The 17290-nt window shown below is 36.5% G+C and carries 17 protein-coding genes; 8 read left to right on the forward strand and 9 right to left on the reverse strand.

Annotation, left to right across the window (positions count from 1 at the left end; genetic code table 11):
• Positions 1-41: 41 nt before the first annotated feature.
• Positions 42-836, reverse strand: a complete 795-nt coding sequence (locus O0931_RS02845; protein WP_269414037.1) for a thymidylate synthase — start codon at positions 834-836, stop codon at positions 42-44.
• 267 nt (positions 837-1103) lie between these two features.
• On the opposite strand from O0931_RS02845, the gene ispE reads away from it, so the two are divergent.
• From ispE to O0931_RS02875, 6 genes are all read left to right on the forward strand, one after another.
• The gene (gene ispE, locus O0931_RS02850) at positions 1104-1907 is read left to right on the forward strand and encodes a 4-(cytidine 5'-diphospho)-2-C-methyl-D-erythritol kinase (protein WP_269414038.1); all 804 of its coding nucleotides are present in this window, start codon (positions 1104-1106) and stop codon (positions 1905-1907) included.
• 78 nt (positions 1908-1985) lie between these two features.
• Positions 1986-2408, forward strand: a complete 423-nt coding sequence (locus O0931_RS02855) for an OsmC family protein (protein WP_269414039.1) — start codon at positions 1986-1988, stop codon at positions 2406-2408.
• Between the two features lie 115 nt (positions 2409-2523).
• Entirely contained in the window at positions 2524-3690 is a 1167-nt protein-coding gene (locus tag O0931_RS02860) for a trans-sulfuration enzyme family protein (RefSeq protein ID WP_269414040.1), read from the forward strand.
• Between the two features lie 68 nt (positions 3691-3758).
• On the forward strand, positions 3759-4448 hold the full coding sequence (locus O0931_RS02865) for a DNA alkylation repair protein (RefSeq protein WP_269414041.1): 690 nt from the start codon (positions 3759-3761) through the stop codon (positions 4446-4448).
• Between the two features lie 124 nt (positions 4449-4572).
• Positions 4573-5295, forward strand: coding sequence for a pirin family protein (locus tag O0931_RS02870; RefSeq protein WP_269414042.1), 723 nt, complete (start codon positions 4573-4575; stop codon positions 5293-5295).
• Between the two features lie 161 nt (positions 5296-5456).
• The gene (locus tag O0931_RS02875; RefSeq protein ID WP_269414043.1) at positions 5457-5753 is read left to right on the forward strand and encodes a hypothetical protein; all 297 of its coding nucleotides are present in this window, start codon (positions 5457-5459) and stop codon (positions 5751-5753) included.
• A 76-nt stretch (positions 5754-5829) separates the two neighbouring features.
• Here the strand turns inward: O0931_RS02875 and O0931_RS02880 are convergent, their stop codons facing one another.
• From O0931_RS02880 to tgt, 6 genes are all read right to left on the reverse strand, one after another.
• Positions 5830-6216 (reverse strand): GxxExxY protein, encoded by a 387-nt coding sequence (locus O0931_RS02880; protein ID WP_269414044.1) that lies wholly within the window; start codon positions 6214-6216, stop codon positions 5830-5832.
• Between the two features lie 133 nt (positions 6217-6349).
• Positions 6350-6631 carry a LapA family protein gene (locus O0931_RS02885; RefSeq protein WP_269414045.1) on the reverse strand — a complete coding sequence of 94 codons (282 nt, stop codon included), beginning with the start codon at positions 6629-6631 and terminating at the stop codon, positions 6350-6352.
• Positions 6632-6635: 4 nt separating this feature from the next.
• Positions 6636-9440 carry a TolB family protein gene (locus tag O0931_RS02890; RefSeq protein WP_269414046.1) on the reverse strand — a complete coding sequence of 935 codons (2805 nt, stop codon included), beginning with the start codon at positions 9438-9440 and terminating at the stop codon, positions 6636-6638.
• 1176 nt (positions 9441-10616) lie between these two features.
• Positions 10617-11495: a DMT family transporter gene (locus O0931_RS02895; protein ID WP_269414047.1), complete on the reverse strand. Its 879-nt coding sequence runs from the start codon at positions 11493-11495 to the stop codon at positions 10617-10619.
• Positions 11496-11497: 2 nt separating this feature from the next.
• Positions 11498-12601: an LptF/LptG family permease gene (locus tag O0931_RS02900; RefSeq protein WP_269414048.1), complete on the reverse strand. Its 1104-nt coding sequence runs from the start codon at positions 12599-12601 to the stop codon at positions 11498-11500.
• Position 12602: 1 nt separating this feature from the next.
• Entirely contained in the window at positions 12603-13733 is a 1131-nt protein-coding gene (gene tgt / locus O0931_RS02905) for a tRNA guanosine(34) transglycosylase Tgt (RefSeq protein ID WP_269414049.1), read from the reverse strand.
• A gap of 134 nt (positions 13734-13867) precedes the next feature.
• On the opposite strand from tgt, the gene O0931_RS02910 reads away from it, so the two are divergent.
• Together O0931_RS02910 and rsmG are read left to right on the forward strand one after the other, a co-directional pair.
• Positions 13868-14995: a glycosyltransferase gene (locus tag O0931_RS02910; RefSeq protein WP_269414050.1), complete on the forward strand. Its 1128-nt coding sequence runs from the start codon at positions 13868-13870 to the stop codon at positions 14993-14995.
• Between the two features lie 20 nt (positions 14996-15015).
• Positions 15016-15651 carry a 16S rRNA (guanine(527)-N(7))-methyltransferase RsmG gene (gene rsmG / locus O0931_RS02915; protein ID WP_269414051.1) on the forward strand — a complete coding sequence of 212 codons (636 nt, stop codon included), beginning with the start codon at positions 15016-15018 and terminating at the stop codon, positions 15649-15651.
• Between the two features lie 5 nt (positions 15652-15656).
• Here the strand turns inward: rsmG and O0931_RS02920 are convergent, their stop codons facing one another.
• Complete coding sequence (locus O0931_RS02920; RefSeq protein WP_269414052.1) at positions 15657-16892, reverse strand: M56 family metallopeptidase; 1236 nt, start codon at positions 16890-16892, stop codon at positions 15657-15659.
• Positions 16889-17260 (reverse strand): BlaI/MecI/CopY family transcriptional regulator, encoded by a 372-nt coding sequence (locus tag O0931_RS02925; RefSeq protein ID WP_269414053.1) that lies wholly within the window; start codon positions 17258-17260, stop codon positions 16889-16891. The genes O0931_RS02920 and O0931_RS02925 overlap by 4 nt, the downstream gene beginning before the upstream one ends.
• Between the last annotated feature and the right edge of the window lie 30 nt (positions 17261-17290).

Raw genomic sequence — 17290 nt, forward strand, 5'->3', positions numbered from 1 at the left:
GTTTAGATTAATTATACCAATGAACAAATGAAACTAATGAACTACACCGCCACCACACCTTTAATATGTGGGTGCGCTTCGTAATTTTCCAAAGTAAAATCTTCAAACTTAAAATCGAAAATGCTTTTTACATCAGGATTAATTTTCATTGTGGGCAATGGTTTTGGCTCACGGCTCAATTGTAAATGTGCCTGCTCTATGTGGTTATTATATAAATGCGCATCGCCTAAAGTATGTACAAAATCGCCGGCGGCTAAGCCGCAAACCTGTGCAACCATCATCGTTAATAAAGCATAAGATGCAATATTAAAAGGAACACCCAGAAAAATATCAGCACTGCGTTGGTATAATTGGCAGCTTAATTTACCATCAGCAACATAAAATTGGAAGAAGGCATGGCAGGGAGGTAAAGCCATATTTTCAATTTCCGCCACGTTCCATGCCGAAACAATAATTCGACGGGAATCAGGATTATTTTTAATGGTGTTGATGATATTTGTAATCTGGTCGATGTGTTGTCCATCAGGTGTTGGCCAGCTTCTCCACTGCGAACCGTAAACAGGCCCCAAATTTCCATCTTCATCAGCCCATTCATCCCAAATGCGAACGCCATTATCTTTCAGGTATTTGATATTGGTATCTCCAGTTAAAAACCAGATTAATTCGTGTATAATAGATTTTAAATGCAGTTTTTTCGTTGTAACCATCGGAAAGCCCTCCTGCAAGTTAAAACGCATTTGATAACCGAAAACACTGATGGTTCCAGTTCCTGTCCGGTCGTGTTTTTGTGCGCCGTTATCCAGCACATGCTGCATTAAATCTAAATATTGTTTCATAAACCCAAACCCTGAAAGGGGCTTTTTTAAATGTAAATTGTAATCAATTACAAATATGTGAAAAATCTTAATCCCGAAATTTTTTAGTTTTCTACATTATCAGATTTTTAAACAAGCCTGACTTTTGTATGTTTGCGAAGTGTTGTCGCAATAAAAATAAAATCCTGATACGCATTACCTGATACCTGATACTCTTAACTTGATACTCACTACTTGATACTTGATACTCACTACTCGATACTTGATACTCACTTGATACTTTAAAGAATGTTATCCTTTCCAAACGCAAAAATAAACCTGGGTTTAAACATTACCGAAAAACGTAGAGATGGCTATCATAATCTCGAAACCGTTTTTTATCCGGTTAATATTAAAGATTCAGTTGAAATCACGGATGCAGCATTTACTTCGTGCAGAATTCATGGTATCGATATTCCTGGCGATGCAAACGATAATTTGTGCGTAAAAGCTTTCAATCTCGTTAAACGAGATTTTGATGTTCCCGCACAGCAGATTAATTTATTAAAAAACATTCCGGTAGGAGCAGGGCTTGGTGGAGGCTCGGCCGATTGTGCTTTCCTCATTAAATTGTTGAATGATAAATTCAGCTTAGGCCTATCCGTAGCCCATATGGAAGATTATGCTCGTCAGCTCGGTGCAGATTGCGCATTTTTTATCGAAAATAAACCGGTTTATGCTTTTAATAAAGGAGATGAGTTCGAAAAATGTGATGTAGATTTGTCAGCCTTGTTTAAAGTTTTGGTAAAACCGCCTGTACATGTCAGCACGGCCGATGCTTATGCCTTAGTAAAACCTCAAAAGCCTTTGCAATCCTTAAAAGAAATCATACATTTGTCGCCGACAACATGGAAATATAAGGTTATCAACGATTTCGAGTCATCGGTATTCGTGAAGTATCCCCAAATTCATCAAATAAAAACCAGTTTATACGATGCAGGCGCAACATTCGCTTTAATGAGTGGCAGCGGTTCGTCGGTTTTTGCAATTTTTAACGAACCTGTTAAACTGCCCGAACTGGAAAAAAACAATTTAGTTTACTATAATATTTAAAGAGCTGAAAGGTAAAAGCATAAAGACTAAAGCAAATTGTGTCTTGATACTTGATACTAATATACTTGATACTATAAAATGAATATAAATCTCATCCGCAAAAGCGGAAAGTTTAATTTCGAGGCAGAAAATGAGAATGGTTTTACTGTCGAATTAGATGCAAAAGCTGCTATTGGGGGCGAAGGCAAAGGTTTCAGGCCGATGGAAATGCTTTTGGTTGGGCTGGGCGGATGCAGTGGAATCGACATGGTAAATGTGTTAACCAAACAAAAGGAACCGCTTGATGATATCAAAATCGCGATTAATGCCACCCGTAAAGAAGAAGAGATGCCGCCGATTTTCGATGAAATTGATATTCACTTCGATTTATATGGTAACTTGAGCGCCGCAAAGGTTGAACGTGCTTTATCTATGACTTTCGATAAATATTGCTCCGTATCGAACATCTTAGGCCGCTCTGCGAAAATTAATTTTACTTACAAAATACATAGTATCAAGTAGTAAGTATCAAGTATCAAGAGCGAAATTGCATATATTCATTTTTACTTTTGATAGGGACTTGATACCTGATACTAAAATCTTGATACTTGATACTCAAATCTTGATACTAAAAAAAATGAAATCCGAAAATTTTGAAACGATAGCCATACGCACCCAAGTTGAACGCAGTTTGCATAAAGAGCATTCAGCACCCATTTATTTAACATCGAGCTATAAATTTGATGATGCCGAAGAAATGCGTGCGCTGTTTGCCAATGAAAAAGAGGGTAATGTTTATAGTCGATATGCAAATCCGAATACTTCAGAATTTATAGAAAAAATGTGTCTTCTGGAAGGTGCTGAAGATGGTTTTGCTACCGCAACAGGGATGGCCGCCATTTTCACAACATTCGGGGCATTCTTAAAAAACGGCGACCATATTATTTCAAGTCGTTCCGTTTTTGGATCTACACACCAATTGTTGACTAATGTTTTTTCTAAATGGGGCGTAACTTTCGACTATGCCGATTTAGATAAACCTGAAAATTGGGAGGCTTTGATAAAGCCAAATACAAAAATGATTTTCGTTGAAACACCATCAAATCCTGGCATCGACATTATTGATTTAGCATTTTTAGGCGATTTGGCAAAAAAACACAATCAACTTTTGGTGGTTGACAACTGTTTCGCAACGCCGTATCTGCAACAGCCACTTGCCTTGGGTGCTCATATCTCCATTCACTCGGCGACGAAATACATCGACGGACAAGGTCGCGTTTTGGGTGGCGTAATTTTAGGTTCAAAGGAATTAATTACCGAGGTAATGAATTTCGCACGTCACAGCGGACCATCTTTATCGCCTTTTAATGCCTGGATTTTATCGAAAAGTTTGGAAACCTTAGCCGTTCGCATGGACCGCCATTGCGAAAATGCTTTAAAAGTTGCTGAATACCTGGAGAAACATCCAAAAATTAAGCTGGTAAAATATCCATTCTTACCCTCGCACCCGCAATATGAAATTGCCAAAAAGCAAATGAAACAGGGTGGCGGTATCGTAACCATCGTTGTTGAAGGCGGTGTTGAGGGCGCCAGCAAATTTATGGACGGTTTGAAAATGTTTTCCATCTCTGCAAACCTGGCCGATACCCGTTCAATAGCCACGCATCCGGCTACGAGTACCCACAGTAAACTAACAGAAGAAGAACGCAATATCGTCGGCATAGAGCAGGGTTCTGTTCGTTTATCCATCGGTTTAGAACATATAAATGATATTCTTGCTGATATTGAGCAGGCTTTGGTATAGCTGTTCCGCCTTCCGGAGTTTGCCTTGCCCAAACCATTGAAACTTCGGAAGGCATCCACGCACGTCTTATGAACGACATCGATTTTATCCTTTCCGAACTTAAATCCATCAGTGAACCTGAATATTTAAAGAAGATGGCCCATTTTGGAATCGACGTTTCCAAAGCATATGGCATTCGGGTGCCCAACGTTCGTAAGCTGGCCAAACAGATTGGAAAGAATCAGGAATTATCTTTATCCCTATGGGACACCGGATTTCATGAGGCTCGGCTTTTGGCAACCTTTATCGGCGATTATAAACTCGTTACAGCATCGCAAATAAACGCGTGGACAAAAGATTTCAGTTCATGGGATATATGTGACCAGGCCTGTGGAAATCTTTTCGTTAAAACGCCTTATTTTAAATCAAAAGTTTTGGAGTTTGCAAAAGCTGAAGAAGAGTTTGTAAAACGAACGGGTTTTGTTTTGATGGCCGAGGCTGCCGTTCATCTTAAAAAAGAATCTGATGAAACTTTCTTAAGTTTCCTGCCAATCATCGAGAGCGAGGCTTCCGATAATAGGAATTTCGTTAAAAAAGCAATTAATTGGGCCTTAAGGCAAATCGGTAAAAGAAATGCATTCCTACATCAACATGCTATCGATACAGCAAACAATATTTTATCTCAAAATAATAAAAAAGCAAATTGGATAGCTTTAGATGCGCTGAGAGAATTCAATAGTGATACAGTTTTAGCAAAACATAAGCTATTAAAAATCTAAGCCATAATCTAGAAAATCTTATAACCCTGTAATTCTGGTCTAAAACCTGATATTACTTACCCTACATCAATGCAGAGGTTTCAAACTTGCTGTAAATTTGTATCATAAACAAGAAAGGAAATTTATGTCACAGTTTATTTTGCACAAAGAAAACACCAGAGGTCATGCAGATCATGGTTGGTTGAACGCTCACCACTCATTCAGTTTTGCAAATTATTACAATCCTGAAAGAATGCATTTTGGCGTTTTGCGGGTTTTAAATGACGACTTGATTGATGGGGGCATGGGTTTTGGAACGCATCCACACGATAATATGGAGATTATTACGATTCCATTAGCCGGAGCCATTGCACATAAAGATAGCATGGGTAATTCAGCCGTAATTAAAAGTGGCGAGATCCAGGTGATGAGCGCCGGAACAGGCGTTAGCCACAGCGAGTTTAATGCGTTGGCAGATAAGCAATTGAATTTATTGCAGATTTGGTTATTTCCTAACAAGAAAAATGTTACGCCACGCTACGACCAGCAGTCTTTAGATGTTGAAGCAATGCATAACAATTTTCAACAGATTTTATCACCGAGCGCTGATGATGCCGGCGTTTGGATTCAGCAGGATGCCTGGTTCTCTTTAGGTAAATTTGATGAGGGTTTTGAAACGGAATACAAAATCAAAAAGGCAGGAAACGGTGTTTATGCTTTCGTTATCAGTGGAGAAGTTACCATTAACGGCCAAACTTTAAGCAAAAGAGATGGTTTAGGTATTTGGGACACTGACAGCATTAGTTTTAAAGCAAATACAGCAGATGCCGAAGTGTTGTTAATGGATGTTCCGATGGAATTGAATTAGTTTTTTTATCGATAAATTAAATTTGTCGTCATTTCGACCGCAGTGGAGAAATCTTTAAACTTGCTATAACAGTGTTGTACAAAGATTTCTCCATTTCGCTGCGCTTCAGTCGAAAGGACGAGGAATTTATTTATTTTACTTTCGTTATAAACTTAAATATTATGCAAACCACCATACTTTATATCGGCCGAGATACAGAAATTACTACTGTGATGAACCGATTGCTTAATGCCCGGCCGGAATGGAAAGGGATTTGTGTTTGTAATGATGAGGAGGCAATCGCAATTTGCCAACAGCAAAAAATTGATTTGGTATTGCTTGGCAACGGAATAAACCATGAAGAAGAAGTTCAGTTAAAAGGCAAAATCCTTGCTTTGATGCCGAACGTAAAAATCATCCAGCATTATGGTGGCGGAAGCGGATTACTTTACGGGGAGATTATGATGGCACTGGACTAGGATTTTTAAGATGATAGGATTTCAGAATTATTTTGCTTAAACATCTTTAATACTAAAATGATGTAATCCTTTTATCCTAGTTTTTGTTGTCCGGATGCTTTGTATTATAAACCCTTTTAAAAGTCAAACTCCTGCTTCCAAAATTGATTAATAGTCCAACTGGCAATTTGTATGCCTCAAGGTAATTGATTGCTTGAGCAAGGTGTATGTCATTTAGTTCAATTACCGCTTTAAGCTCGACCATGATATTGTCCTCAACAAAAAAATCAACTCGCCTTGTTCCAATTTTCGTATCGCGATAATAAATAATCATCGTCATTTCTTCGTGGTATGATAAATATTCTAATGACATTTCAATACCTAGAGCTTTTTGATAGATCTTTTCGGGAAAACCAGAGCCTAAAAAAGAATGAACTTTCATTGCACAGCCGATAATTCGACCAGTTAAATCGCCATATTTCATAATAAATAAAATTTACGGTAAGAAATAGGGATTTGCTTGAAACTAAATTAAGATATTAAATTATGAAATCCAATAATTTTAAATATAACAATTTTGAAACTGGTAATCCTAAAATCACATAATCCTAAAAATCCTAGTTAATGTAGTCCCTGTCCTCATCACTCAATTCCTTTTTAACGGAAACAGGTTGATTTTTCTCAATCTCATCATCGTAGCTGCTTACTGTTTTTCTTGGTCGGCCGGTTATGAAACCAATGATAAAACCGATTAGTACACATACACCTATTACAAGGAGCTTGGATACAAGAACATCACTCACTACGATAAAATTGAATGATACTTCATCGCTATTTAAAAATAGGAATGCGGTTAATAATGCTGTTAGGATGATGATGAAAATGGTTTTTCCGCTCATGGGTTTAAAAGCTATAATTAAATGAAAACTCTAATATCGGATTTTGATTGTAAATCTTGTTAACGAGAACCAATCTCGCTCCAACATCAACAACAGGTTGATACCTCAAAATGTTTAAACTACTATTCAATTCTACACCATAAGTTTTAGGTTCGCCGATATTGGTGTCTACACCGATGTTTTCGTAATGGCAAAATAAACCAGCCCTGAAATTGCGTATATAGGCCAGTGAACTAAGTTCCCAATCGGGAAAAGCGAAAGGGAAACGGTAGTTGAAAAGCATGCTGTTTTGCAATTTGCTTTTCGCAAGGATGTTGTTGTAGCCGTAAACGGTTGTAATTTCAGTAGCATATTGATTTACACCGCTCGCTTTTTGATAATTGAAACTTGCCAGGAAAGAATGGTTTTTCGCAAATCCCGGAAAATATAAAAAACTTTCTAAAGCCAGAATTTCGCCGCCAAGGTTCTTATCAAAAGGTTGGTGGTTATAGGTGGCCCTGAAAACCTGCGCCCATTTAGGAGCAATATCTCTTTCGGTTGTTCGCACACTGTGATTGAAAGTAAGATTGTATTCCAACGGAAATTTAAGCGTTCGAATGAAATTGACTGGCATAGTTTCAGCCATATAACGTTGCGTAAAACTCGTCGCTGCGTTTAATGTAAAAGAATAGTTTTGATTCCTGGCATTAAACGATAACGGTACTGATGCGTTAAGTTTGATATAGTTCTCGCGCCAATCGCCTTGTTGTGTAACGTTTTTAGCCCGATAGAACGTTCGTTTTGGTCGGTTCCGGTATGCAACACTAAAAATCGGGTAAAGTGCTTTATAGCTGACGTCTGCTGTGTATTCGAAACGCTTTATATCCCTATGGTATTTTGCGCCGGTGTAGAAATCCATCGTGTTCAATAAATTATTTGATTGGAGTTCAAGACCGAAAAGATATTCGTTATCGATAACCGGAATAATACTGTGAAAACTAAAAAGATTTAAACCCTGGTAAAAGCGTTTAGATTGGAAAGTATTTTCGGGAATATGATTGAAAACATTCCCAGCATTTTCCTGCTTTTCTGCTGCAGAAGAAAAGTCTACGAAACTAAGTTTTCCAACCGGCCTTTCTACAATTTCTTTTTCTGCAATTTCATAACCATTAATTTTATAATCGTTAAAAATAATTTTTCCATCCTCGGTTTCTGCCGGATTAAAAGCACCGTATTCTGAACTGCTTAATGCGTTGATTTTTTTAGATTGTATATCTAAACTGTAAATATTATCAATGCCGTTGAAGTGCGCATTAAAAACAATTTTATCGTCTATAAAAATAGGTCTGCTCAATTGTTGCCTGCTATTCGAAATAAGTCTCGTTTTTTTTTCGCCCTCCATCAGCCACAAACTCTTTCCCTTCTCACTTACGCTGATGTATGCAATCCGATTTCCGGTTTTGTCAAAATCTGGTGTTTGCAAAATTTCGTTTTCAGGATTAGGATAAGATTTTAAAATCTTGCCCGATGAGGCATCGATTTCTACGAGGTTAAATTGATTGTTAATTTCGACTTTGGCAGCGATAATTTTCTTTCCGTCTTCCGATAGGTTGGGAGAGAAGAGCCGGCTTTTACTACTCAGTTTTTTGAATTTTTTAGTCTTTAAATTGTACGAACAAATTACGCTGTAACTACGCTGTTTGTACCTCGGGTCATAGCGAATTTCGTCCCAAACCAAAACGTCGTTCTTATAGCTAAACCAAGGCTGTTCTTGGTAGCCGATTCCAAATAATTTTTTCTCTGTTTTATCTTCGTTTATAATGACAAAAAATCGGGCATCTTGCTTACTTTCTTTGAGCGCTAAAATCTGATTTTTATTTAATCGAACAGGCAGAAAATAATTCGTGGCAAGCGAAGTTTTCGAATTCAAGCTCTCATAGTTTTCGGTCTGAATTTTCTCTTTTTGTGCCTCCCATTTTTCTGCTAGTTTTTCTTGTACAGAGTGAAAATATTTTTTCGTGTTTTCGCCGGTGAATTTTTTCAGGCTTTGTGAAAAAGGATAAAGCCGTAGCGGCCTTTTTCTGATGTCGCCAAGTAAGCTATCTGAAATGAACTTACCGTATTTTTCTTTCATGTCGGCTACCATTAAATAACCCGTTTGGTAGTAGCCCGGCGTAACATCTTTATTCGATCCGAAATAGGCTTTGCTGTAAGAGAATTTTTTACCCTCTAAAATCGACGTCCGAAAAGGCATTATCCATTTTGGTTGTCGGCCGCGACCAGACTCTGTCAGAGCCGTCTCGTTCACGACAGCATCTCCCTCGAAAAACCAAATGGGTATGCCTGCCCCGAAATAAGCAAAGTAAACCAATTCCGGAAACGGATGTGTTTGCCCGTCTGTCAATTTGTCAAACTGTGCGATGTGCCGAAGTTCATGAACAGCCAGGTTGTTCAGCCAATCCTGACTATCGAAATATTGGGGTGGTGTTGTGTAGAATTCAGACTTCTTTGGTCCAAGCTGCACAAAGCCATTTGCAATGGTACCACGGTTCTGTAATAGGAGGGGAATAGAGGTGTTTTGTTGCCTTAGGCTCAGGCCAATTTTAGGGTAAATAGCAGGTAGCGTATTCGCCATTCTTTGAGCATCTTTTTCGAGTTCCCGTGGATAGATGATTTTAAAGCCGCCAGATTCAATATAACTCCATCGTACACTAAGTGGGTTCTGTGCAGTGCTGAAAATTTGACCAAAAATTGATTGTGAAATAAAACTTAATGTAAGTAGGCTTAAGTATTTGATATATAGTATTTTGTTTGATATAATTAACTTCATTCGCTTCTGATGCTAAAATATTTAGTTTTTTATGTTTTTTAAACTTTATTTTTTGTGTAATTTTAATTTACTTAAAATTATATAAGTAATTGATTTTTAAAATCATATATTATTTATTTAATTTCATTTTTTATACAAAATGATGGTTTTTAAAATAAGGTTTTGCCCTTTAAATCTTAATTTTATCTGCCTGATAGACGCCATTAAATAAAGGCTTTAATTTACACTTATTAATCCAAATTCCAGGCTAAAATTTTCTTAATAAAATAATATTGTATACCGGAGGACTTAAAATTTAGCAGGAAATATCTTGCATATCAAACTTAAATTCTGGTAAAATAAGCGGGATTTGACTTCAACTTTTAGCAGATAAATTAATTGATTTATCACGCGTTTAGTTGACAATATTGATGTCTATTGCCCTGATGTTTTTAGGTTAATTCTGTAGTAATTAATTTTTCGAAATATGCAGTTTAGCATGCTAACCGGATTAACATACAATATCGATACTTTATAGTTGTGACAAAATGTCTTTATTTTTTGTTTTTCTAAGCTGATGATTTTACTATATTATTTATTTCTGTTTCAATTTTGTACCTAAATTCCTATTTCTTTTATCTTATTTATAGCGAGATTATTTATGTTTTTTGACCTGGTATTATCCATTTCCATAAGGGTTTTTAGCCTCAATTTTTAAAGTTAATCGTGGTTAAAAAATTAGAATTTGTTTAAATTTTTGTTCAAAAACGTGTGGTTTTTAATCAAAAACCGCCTTGATAAAGGGGCTAGAGTTGGATATTCAGCAGTAAGTAGAAAAATATTTACAATTCAGAAAAATTATAATTTCAATTAAAAAAGGGGCTTAATAGTGTAATGGGCCCGCTTTTTGCCATGTTTAATTTATTAGCCTATGATAACTGGCATAGAAGGATTGTTCTGTTTTTAGTTGCTGTTTTGAGCTTATTTCCTTTGAAATTTAAATGTCTTTCCGGTGTATTTAGTGTTTAGGTAAACTAATTTTTTAATCCATTCACACTTAATTATCATACGAATTGTGAACCTTCCTTTAGCTGTTTTTGATAATTTATTTGGAAGCGATCACATTAAAAGATGGTCGCTTTTATAGTTGAAATTAGGATAAAAAGCTACATGAAAATCAATAAAAATGTTAGGCTTTTATAAATTATTTTTCCTGTTTTTATAGATGGGATAGAGAAAAATAGAAGCAAGAATTATTGTTGCACCGATGTAAAACCCACCTGTCATTTGCTCTTTGTCTTTGAAGAAAATGAACGCCAAAAGAATGCCATAAACGGGTTCCAGATTTGTTACTAGGGCGGTTCGAAATGCCGATAATGTTCGCATTACAGATACCCCGGCAACGTAGGCAACAGAGGTGCAAAAAGTTCCTAAGATGGCAATATAAAACCAATCTTTAGCGCTTAAATTAAAAGGCATATTTAGCAGAGATCCATCATATAATCTGTATAAAGTTATCCAGAATAAGCCACCTACTAGTTCATAAAATCCGATGATTGACGGCTCACTTTTTTGTACAAAAGTAGAGTTGATCGTAGAGAAAAGACTCGCGGCAAATGCGGCTGAAAGACCGAAAATGATACCCAAAGTGTATTGACTTTCGAACTTAAATATCATATAAATCCCCAGGATAATCAGCAAACCGATTAATATATCGCCAATATAAATCGGTTGTTTTTTTATTAGTGGTTCAAGTATTGCCGTAAATAAAGTAAAAGATGAAAGGCAAACCAGCGTAACGGATACCGTTGAAACTTTAATGGCATGAAAGAAAAATATCCAGTGAATGGCTACAATTCCCCCTGTTAAAAAGAACTGGATAAATTGCTTTTTGGTAATTTTAATGTTCTTTTTTGTGAGCGTAAACCAGGCGAATAGTGTGACACTGGCGATTAAAACGCGGTACCAAACCATAGGTACCGCATCAATTGAAATTACCTTTCCGAGTACTCCGGTAAAGCCCCATACGAAAACGGTAAGATGGAGGATTAAAAGGTTTTTTTTAGTAACGTCCATTATTATTTTGGGGCACGTTTAAGCAAGTAAAATCCTAAAAGACCAAATACAATTGTGGGTGATAAAACGGCTATAAAAGGAGGTAATCCGCCCTTGGTAGAAAACATTTGTGTGAACTGATTAAACACGATGTAGGCGAAGCTAATGAATATGCCGATACCTAAAGATACACCTACACCTCCACGAACTTTACGAGAGGAAAGTGCCACCCCAATCAATGTTAAAACAAATGCCGATAAAGGATGAAAATACCTTTTATAACGTTCAAATTGCAGGTCGTTCATAATACCTGTTCCTCGAACTTTTTCTTTTCTGATTTTTTCTGTCAATTCGCTTGTAGACAGGTTTTGAACCACATTGTCGTAGGCCGAGAAATCATCAGGACGCATATCTAAAATGGTATCTTTTAACTTGCCGCTGCCATAAATCATGGTTTCTTTTAAGCCATCTATTTTCCGGATAGAATAGTTACTTAGCTGCCATTTACGCTTCGTAGAATCCCATTTAATATTATCGGCGATAATTTTTTTAGTTAATACATCACCATTAAAGTTATCCAGCGAAAAACGATAGCCATAATTGGTTTTATTGTCGAAACTTTGAATGTAGATATACGTCCTGTCATCCAGTTTCATGTGGATATTTGATTTTGTTGATGGGTCGTTTCGTTTAACGTAGGTGTTTTCGAAACTGTTTTTTAATGTATTTGTGTAAGGAAGAATATATAAGTTAGAAACTAAATTAGCCGAAAATATAATACTTGCTGAGATAAAATATGGCCATAAAAAACGGTTGAAACTTACGCCACCGCTCAAAATGGGTACAATTTCAGTTTGGTCCGCCATTTTTGCGGTGAAGAAAATTACCGCGATAAAGTTAATTAAAGGCGAAAGCATGTTGATGTAAAAGGGAATCGAACCGGCATAATACTTCGTAATTACACCCCAGAGGCTTAATCCGCTTTTCAGGAAATCATCGAGTTTTTCTGATAAATCGAATACAATTATGATAATCACAAAAATTGCCAGTGTATAGATAAATGTACCCAGGTATTTGCCGATGATATAACGATCGATGATTTTTATGTTGCCCTTAATTAAATTCATTCTATAGCTTATTGCCCAATACTTTAACCATTTGGTTTTTCCATTCGTAAAATTCGCCGCTGATTATCCTTTCTCTCGCCTCTTTAACCAGCCAGAGGTAAAAATGCAGGTTATGCAAAGTAGCAATTTGTGCGCCAAGCATCTCTTTACTATGTACTAAGTGACGTAAATATGCCTTGCTCGTAACTAAATCAACATGCAGGTCGCTATCAGGTTCTATCGGAGAAAAATCATTTTCCCATTTTTTATTACGGATATTGATAATGCCGTTTTTAGTGAATAACATCCCATTTCTGGCATTTCGCGTAGGCATTACGCAATCAAACATATCTACTCCTAGCGCAATGTTTTCCAAAATATTGATCGGCGTACCTACCCCCATTAAGTAACGTGGTTTTTCGTAAGGTAATATATCGCACACAATTTCTGTCATCGCGTACATTTCTTCGGCAGGTTCTCCAACGGATAAACCGCCGATTGCGTTGCCTTCACGTTCCATACTGGCAATAAATTCTGCTGATTTTATCCTTAAATCTTTATAAACAGAACCCTGAACAATCGGAAATAATGTTTGATCAAAGCCATATTTCGGTTCCGTATTGTCGAAATGCGTGCAGCATCGCTTTAACCAACGGTGTGTCATCTTAATCGATTCAGCAGCATAAGTGTAATCACATGGATAAGGCGTGCATTCATCAAAAGCCATAATAATATCGGCTCCGATGGTCCGCTGGATATCCATTGCATATTCCGGCGTAAATAAATGTTTAGAGCCATCTATATGCGAATTAAAGGTAACACCTTCTTCCTTAATCTTACGAACTTTACTTAATGAATATACCTGATAGCCACCGCTATCCGTTAAAATAGGCCTGTCCCAACCAATAAATTTATGTAGGCCACCAGCTTTTTCTAAAATATCCAGCCCTGGCCGTAAATAGAGGTGATAGGTGTTTCCTAAGATAATCTGGGCATTTATATCCAGTTCAAGTTCACGCTGGTGAACCGCTTTTACCGTACCTGCAGTTCCTACAGGCATAAATATAGGTGTTTGTATTTCGCCATGGGCTGTTGTAACCGTTCCGGCTCTGGCTTTAGATAATGGATCTTTAGCCTTTAAAGTAAATTTCATAATCCTGTTTTCTCGTCACAAAAATCAGCCAAAAATAAGAAAATAAGAGGGTATATTTTTGTTTAAATTTTTATCAACATAAAGGGGTATTACAGATTAAAAATGAGAAATTTGCGCCTGTTTATTTTAACGTTGTGATACTAACCCAAGTCGAAATCTGTTTGATTTCTTTTTTTGCCTTTTGCCTGTTTGTACAATTGTATTATGTACTTTTTGTACATTTAAAGCTGGCTAATGCTGCTGTTGAAGCTGTTCCGGAATTAGCTAAATCACCGCTAAGTATTATTATTTGTGCAAGAAATGAGGTTTCAAATCTAGAAAAATATTTACCGGCTATTCTAAATCAAAGTTATCCTGAATTTGAAGTTGTTGTGGTAAACGACAGATCGTGGGATGGGACTGAAGAATTACTGGAACAGTTTGAAAAGCAGTATGCGAATCTTAAAATTGTAAAGATTTTAGATAACGATAAGTTTATCGCCGGTAAGAAATTTGCTGTAACAATGGGCATTAAAGCTGCAAAACATGAGTGGCTGGTTTTTACAGATGCGGATTGCATACCCGAAAGCAGTAATTGGTTAATGTATATGCAACAACCTGCAAATGAAAATACCGAAATACTGTTGGGATATTCTCCTTATTTAAAAAACGAAAGTTTATTAAATGCACTGATTCGTTTTGAAACTTTTTTTACAGCAGTTAACTATCTTTCTTTTTCATTAAAAGGTATGCCATATATGGGGGTGGGACGAAATATGGCTTACAAAAAGGCTCTTTTCTTTAAAAATAAAGGTTTTGCGGCGCACATGCATATCCCTTCGGGTGACGACGATTTGTTTGTAAATGCCCATGCAACATCTTCAAATACGGAAATTAGAATTAATAAGGATAGTCATGTTTGGAGTGAACCCAATCGGAGCTGGGCTGGTTATTTACGCCAGAAAAAACGTCATTTCGGGGCCGGAAAGTTCTATAAACCTAAACACAAGTTTATTTTAAGCCTGCAAATCATATTTCAGTTTTTATTCTATGTTGGTTTTGCAGCTTGTATGTTTTTTAGTTTAGAAGCCAAATATATTGCTGGCGGCATATTTTTATTAAGCATTATCATTAGATGCTTTGTATATCCTAAATTGTTAAACCGATTAAATTATAAGGATTTACGTTGGTGGTTCCCGATTTTAGATATACTTTTGTTCTTCTTTTTGACCTTAAATGGATTTTTATCCATGTTCGGAAAGAAAAAAGTAAACTGGAAATAAACACAATTGAAACCAATACCATGTCTGAAGTGAAACCTGATATCATTCTTAAATATTTTCCCGATTTATCAGAAAAACAACTTGCTCAGTTCGCCCAATTATTTGATTTATACAGTTTCTGGAATGCACAGATTAATGTAATCTCCAGAAAAGATATTGAAGAACTATATGAACGCCACGTGCTGCACTCATTGGGTATAGCAAAAGTCTGCGCATTTAAAGCAGGTGAAACGGTTTTGGATGTAGGTACAGGAGGCGGATTCCCGGGTATTCCGTTGGCTATATTATTTCCGGAGACTAACTTTTACCTGGTAGATTCAATCGGAAAAAAAATAAAGGTCGTTAAAGAAGTTTCTTCGGCACTTGGATTAGAAAACTTAAAAGCTGACCATTTAAGGGCAGAGCAAATCAAAGAGAAGTTCAATTTTATAATCTCAAGAGCCGTAACGCGTTTGGGTGAATTTTATCCCTGGATTCAAGGTAAGTTCAAGAAAGATTCGTTAAATGCCATTCCAAATGGTATTCTTTACCTGAAAGGCGGCGATTTGGCGGAAGAAATAAAGGAATCAAAACTGAAAGCAGAATTGTATCCGCTTTCAGCTTATTTTGAGGAAGATTTTTTCGAAACTAAATACGTGGTTTACGTGCCGCAGTAGGTTTTTTAAGAGCCTGGGATAACTTCTTCATAAATTATGTCATCTTTTTCGTAATTTTTCTTTTTTGAAGGCTCAACGGGTGGTGGAGGCGGGCTCAATCTTATCTCTAATACTTCACCTTTGGCAGGTTTAGGTTCAACCGGCGGGGGCGGAGGTGCAACGCTTTTCTTCGGTTTTTTAACACTTTTTGTTTTTGGGGCAGGTTCAATTGGCGGCGGCGGAGGTGCTAATTTTACACCATTTACTTTTTTTACTTGCGGAACAGGTTCAGCAATTACAATTTCTTTTACCCTGTTCGCTTTTTGAACGGGTTCGGCAATCCTAATTTCTTTTACTTTTACTTTCTTGGTTGTATCCTGAAATGTATTTTCATTTTTTGGAAACAAATCGACAACGCCGTAATCTTTTGTAAAGGCCATGGTTGAGGTACAAAGCATCCCGCCAACTACAGGAAGTACCAATAACAATCTGAGCCTGGCCCATTTTGCTGATTTCTTTTGATTTAACATGCTTATTCTTCTTTTTAATATGGATGAATTAAATATTTGATTAGTTAACTGAACAGTCTGGCCAGCATAAGTATTCTGAATCAGGAATATTGCATAATCGTATTTTTCTATTCCTTTCCTCGTCGTTTCTTCATCAGCGAGATATTCGTGCAAAAGTTTGATATCATTTTTGAGGAGGTGCGTAATTGGATTGAACCAACTTAAACTCCTTATTATTTCGAAAAGCAAAATATCAATGCTGTGTTTCTGATGAATATGAGCCATCTCATGTTTCAGGATTGTGTTTTTCTGAGGCAAATCCGGATCGATAAAAAGCATGTTGAAAAAGGAAAAAGCCGTTTTGGTATTTGCTAATTCAATTATTGTAATGCCATTTTCGACGGTTTTATTGGGTTTCTTTAATAGTTTGAAAATATGCCTGAATCCCCAAATTATTTTTGAAATGAACATTAAAGCGACCAGCAAATAAAGAAGCAGCAACATATTCTCCGTGTTTAATAAAGATTTTTCAACCTGAATTTGCTGGTAAACGGGTTGCTCGATTATAATAATATCTTTTGATAAAAACCCCAGTTGAAAGAATGGAATTAGAAATGCTATTAAAGAACTTACTATTAAGTAATATCTGTTTAGTGCATAAAAGGTTTCTTTATGCAGGAGTAACCGGTAAAATCCGTAAAATAGAATCAGATACAGGTTTGCTTCGAGTAAATAATATAGCCAGTTCATCATTTATCTTTTTTAAGTTTTTCAGCCAGTTGAATAATTTCATTAAGCTCATCGTTGCTCATGTTTTTGTCTTTCACCAGAAAGGAAACCAAGCTTTCGTAAGAGTTTTCGAAGTAATTATTCATCACTTTGTCTAATGCAAAACGTTTGTAATCAGCTTCTTTAATAATGGGGAAATAGATATAGGTATTGCCAATAGCTTTATGATCTACAAAACCTTTGCTTTCCAAAACCCTAATTACCGTGGAAACTGTATTATAAGCCGGTTTTGGCTCATTCATCTTTTCAATTACATCTTTTACCAATGCCTCTTCCATTTCCCAAAGGATAAGCATTACCTGTTCTTCTGCTTTCGTGAGTTCTTTTATCATTGTAACTATTTTTATAGTTCGGTTAAATGA

The organism is Pedobacter rhodius (assembly GCF_027213645.1).
Classification (GTDB): Bacteria; Bacteroidota; Bacteroidia; order Sphingobacteriales; family Sphingobacteriaceae; genus Pedobacter; species Pedobacter rhodius.

Coding starts and splice junctions, on each gene's coding strand:
- O0931_RS02895 (WP_269414047.1), bottom strand. CDS start 11,495: ATGGACGTTACTAAAAAAAACCTTTTAATCCTCCATCTTACCGTTTTC.
- O0931_RS02855 (WP_269414039.1), top strand. CDS start 1,986: ATGAATATAAATCTCATCCGCAAAAGCGGAAAGTTTAATTTCGAGGCA.
- O0931_RS02875 (WP_269414043.1), top strand. CDS start 5,457: ATGCAAACCACCATACTTTATATCGGCCGAGATACAGAAATTACTACT.
- O0931_RS02890 (WP_269414046.1), bottom strand. CDS start 9,440: ATGAAGTTAATTATATCAAACAAAATACTATATATCAAATACTTAAGC.
- O0931_RS02920 (WP_269414052.1), bottom strand. CDS start 16,892: ATGATGAACTGGCTATATTATTTACTCGAAGCAAACCTGTATCTGATT.
- O0931_RS02885 (WP_269414045.1), bottom strand. CDS start 6,631: ATGAGCGGAAAAACCATTTTCATCATCATCCTAACAGCATTATTAACC.
- O0931_RS02880 (WP_269414044.1), bottom strand. CDS start 6,216: ATGAAATATGGCGATTTAACTGGTCGAATTATCGGCTGTGCAATGAAA.
- rsmG (WP_269414051.1), top strand. CDS start 15,016: ATGTCTGAAGTGAAACCTGATATCATTCTTAAATATTTTCCCGATTTA.
- O0931_RS02925 (WP_269414053.1), bottom strand. CDS start 17,260: ATGATAAAAGAACTCACGAAAGCAGAAGAACAGGTAATGCTTATCCTT.
- O0931_RS02845 (WP_269414037.1), bottom strand. CDS start 836: ATGAAACAATATTTAGATTTAATGCAGCATGTGCTGGATAACGGCGCA.
- O0931_RS02860 (WP_269414040.1), top strand. CDS start 2,524: ATGAAATCCGAAAATTTTGAAACGATAGCCATACGCACCCAAGTTGAA.
- ispE (WP_269414038.1), top strand. CDS start 1,104: ATGTTATCCTTTCCAAACGCAAAAATAAACCTGGGTTTAAACATTACC.
- O0931_RS02870 (WP_269414042.1), top strand. CDS start 4,573: ATGTCACAGTTTATTTTGCACAAAGAAAACACCAGAGGTCATGCAGAT.
- tgt (WP_269414049.1), bottom strand. CDS start 13,733: ATGAAATTTACTTTAAAGGCTAAAGATCCATTATCTAAAGCCAGAGCC.
- O0931_RS02900 (WP_269414048.1), bottom strand. CDS start 12,601: ATGAATTTAATTAAGGGCAACATAAAAATCATCGATCGTTATATCATC.
- O0931_RS02865 (WP_269414041.1), top strand. CDS start 3,759: ATGAACGACATCGATTTTATCCTTTCCGAACTTAAATCCATCAGTGAA.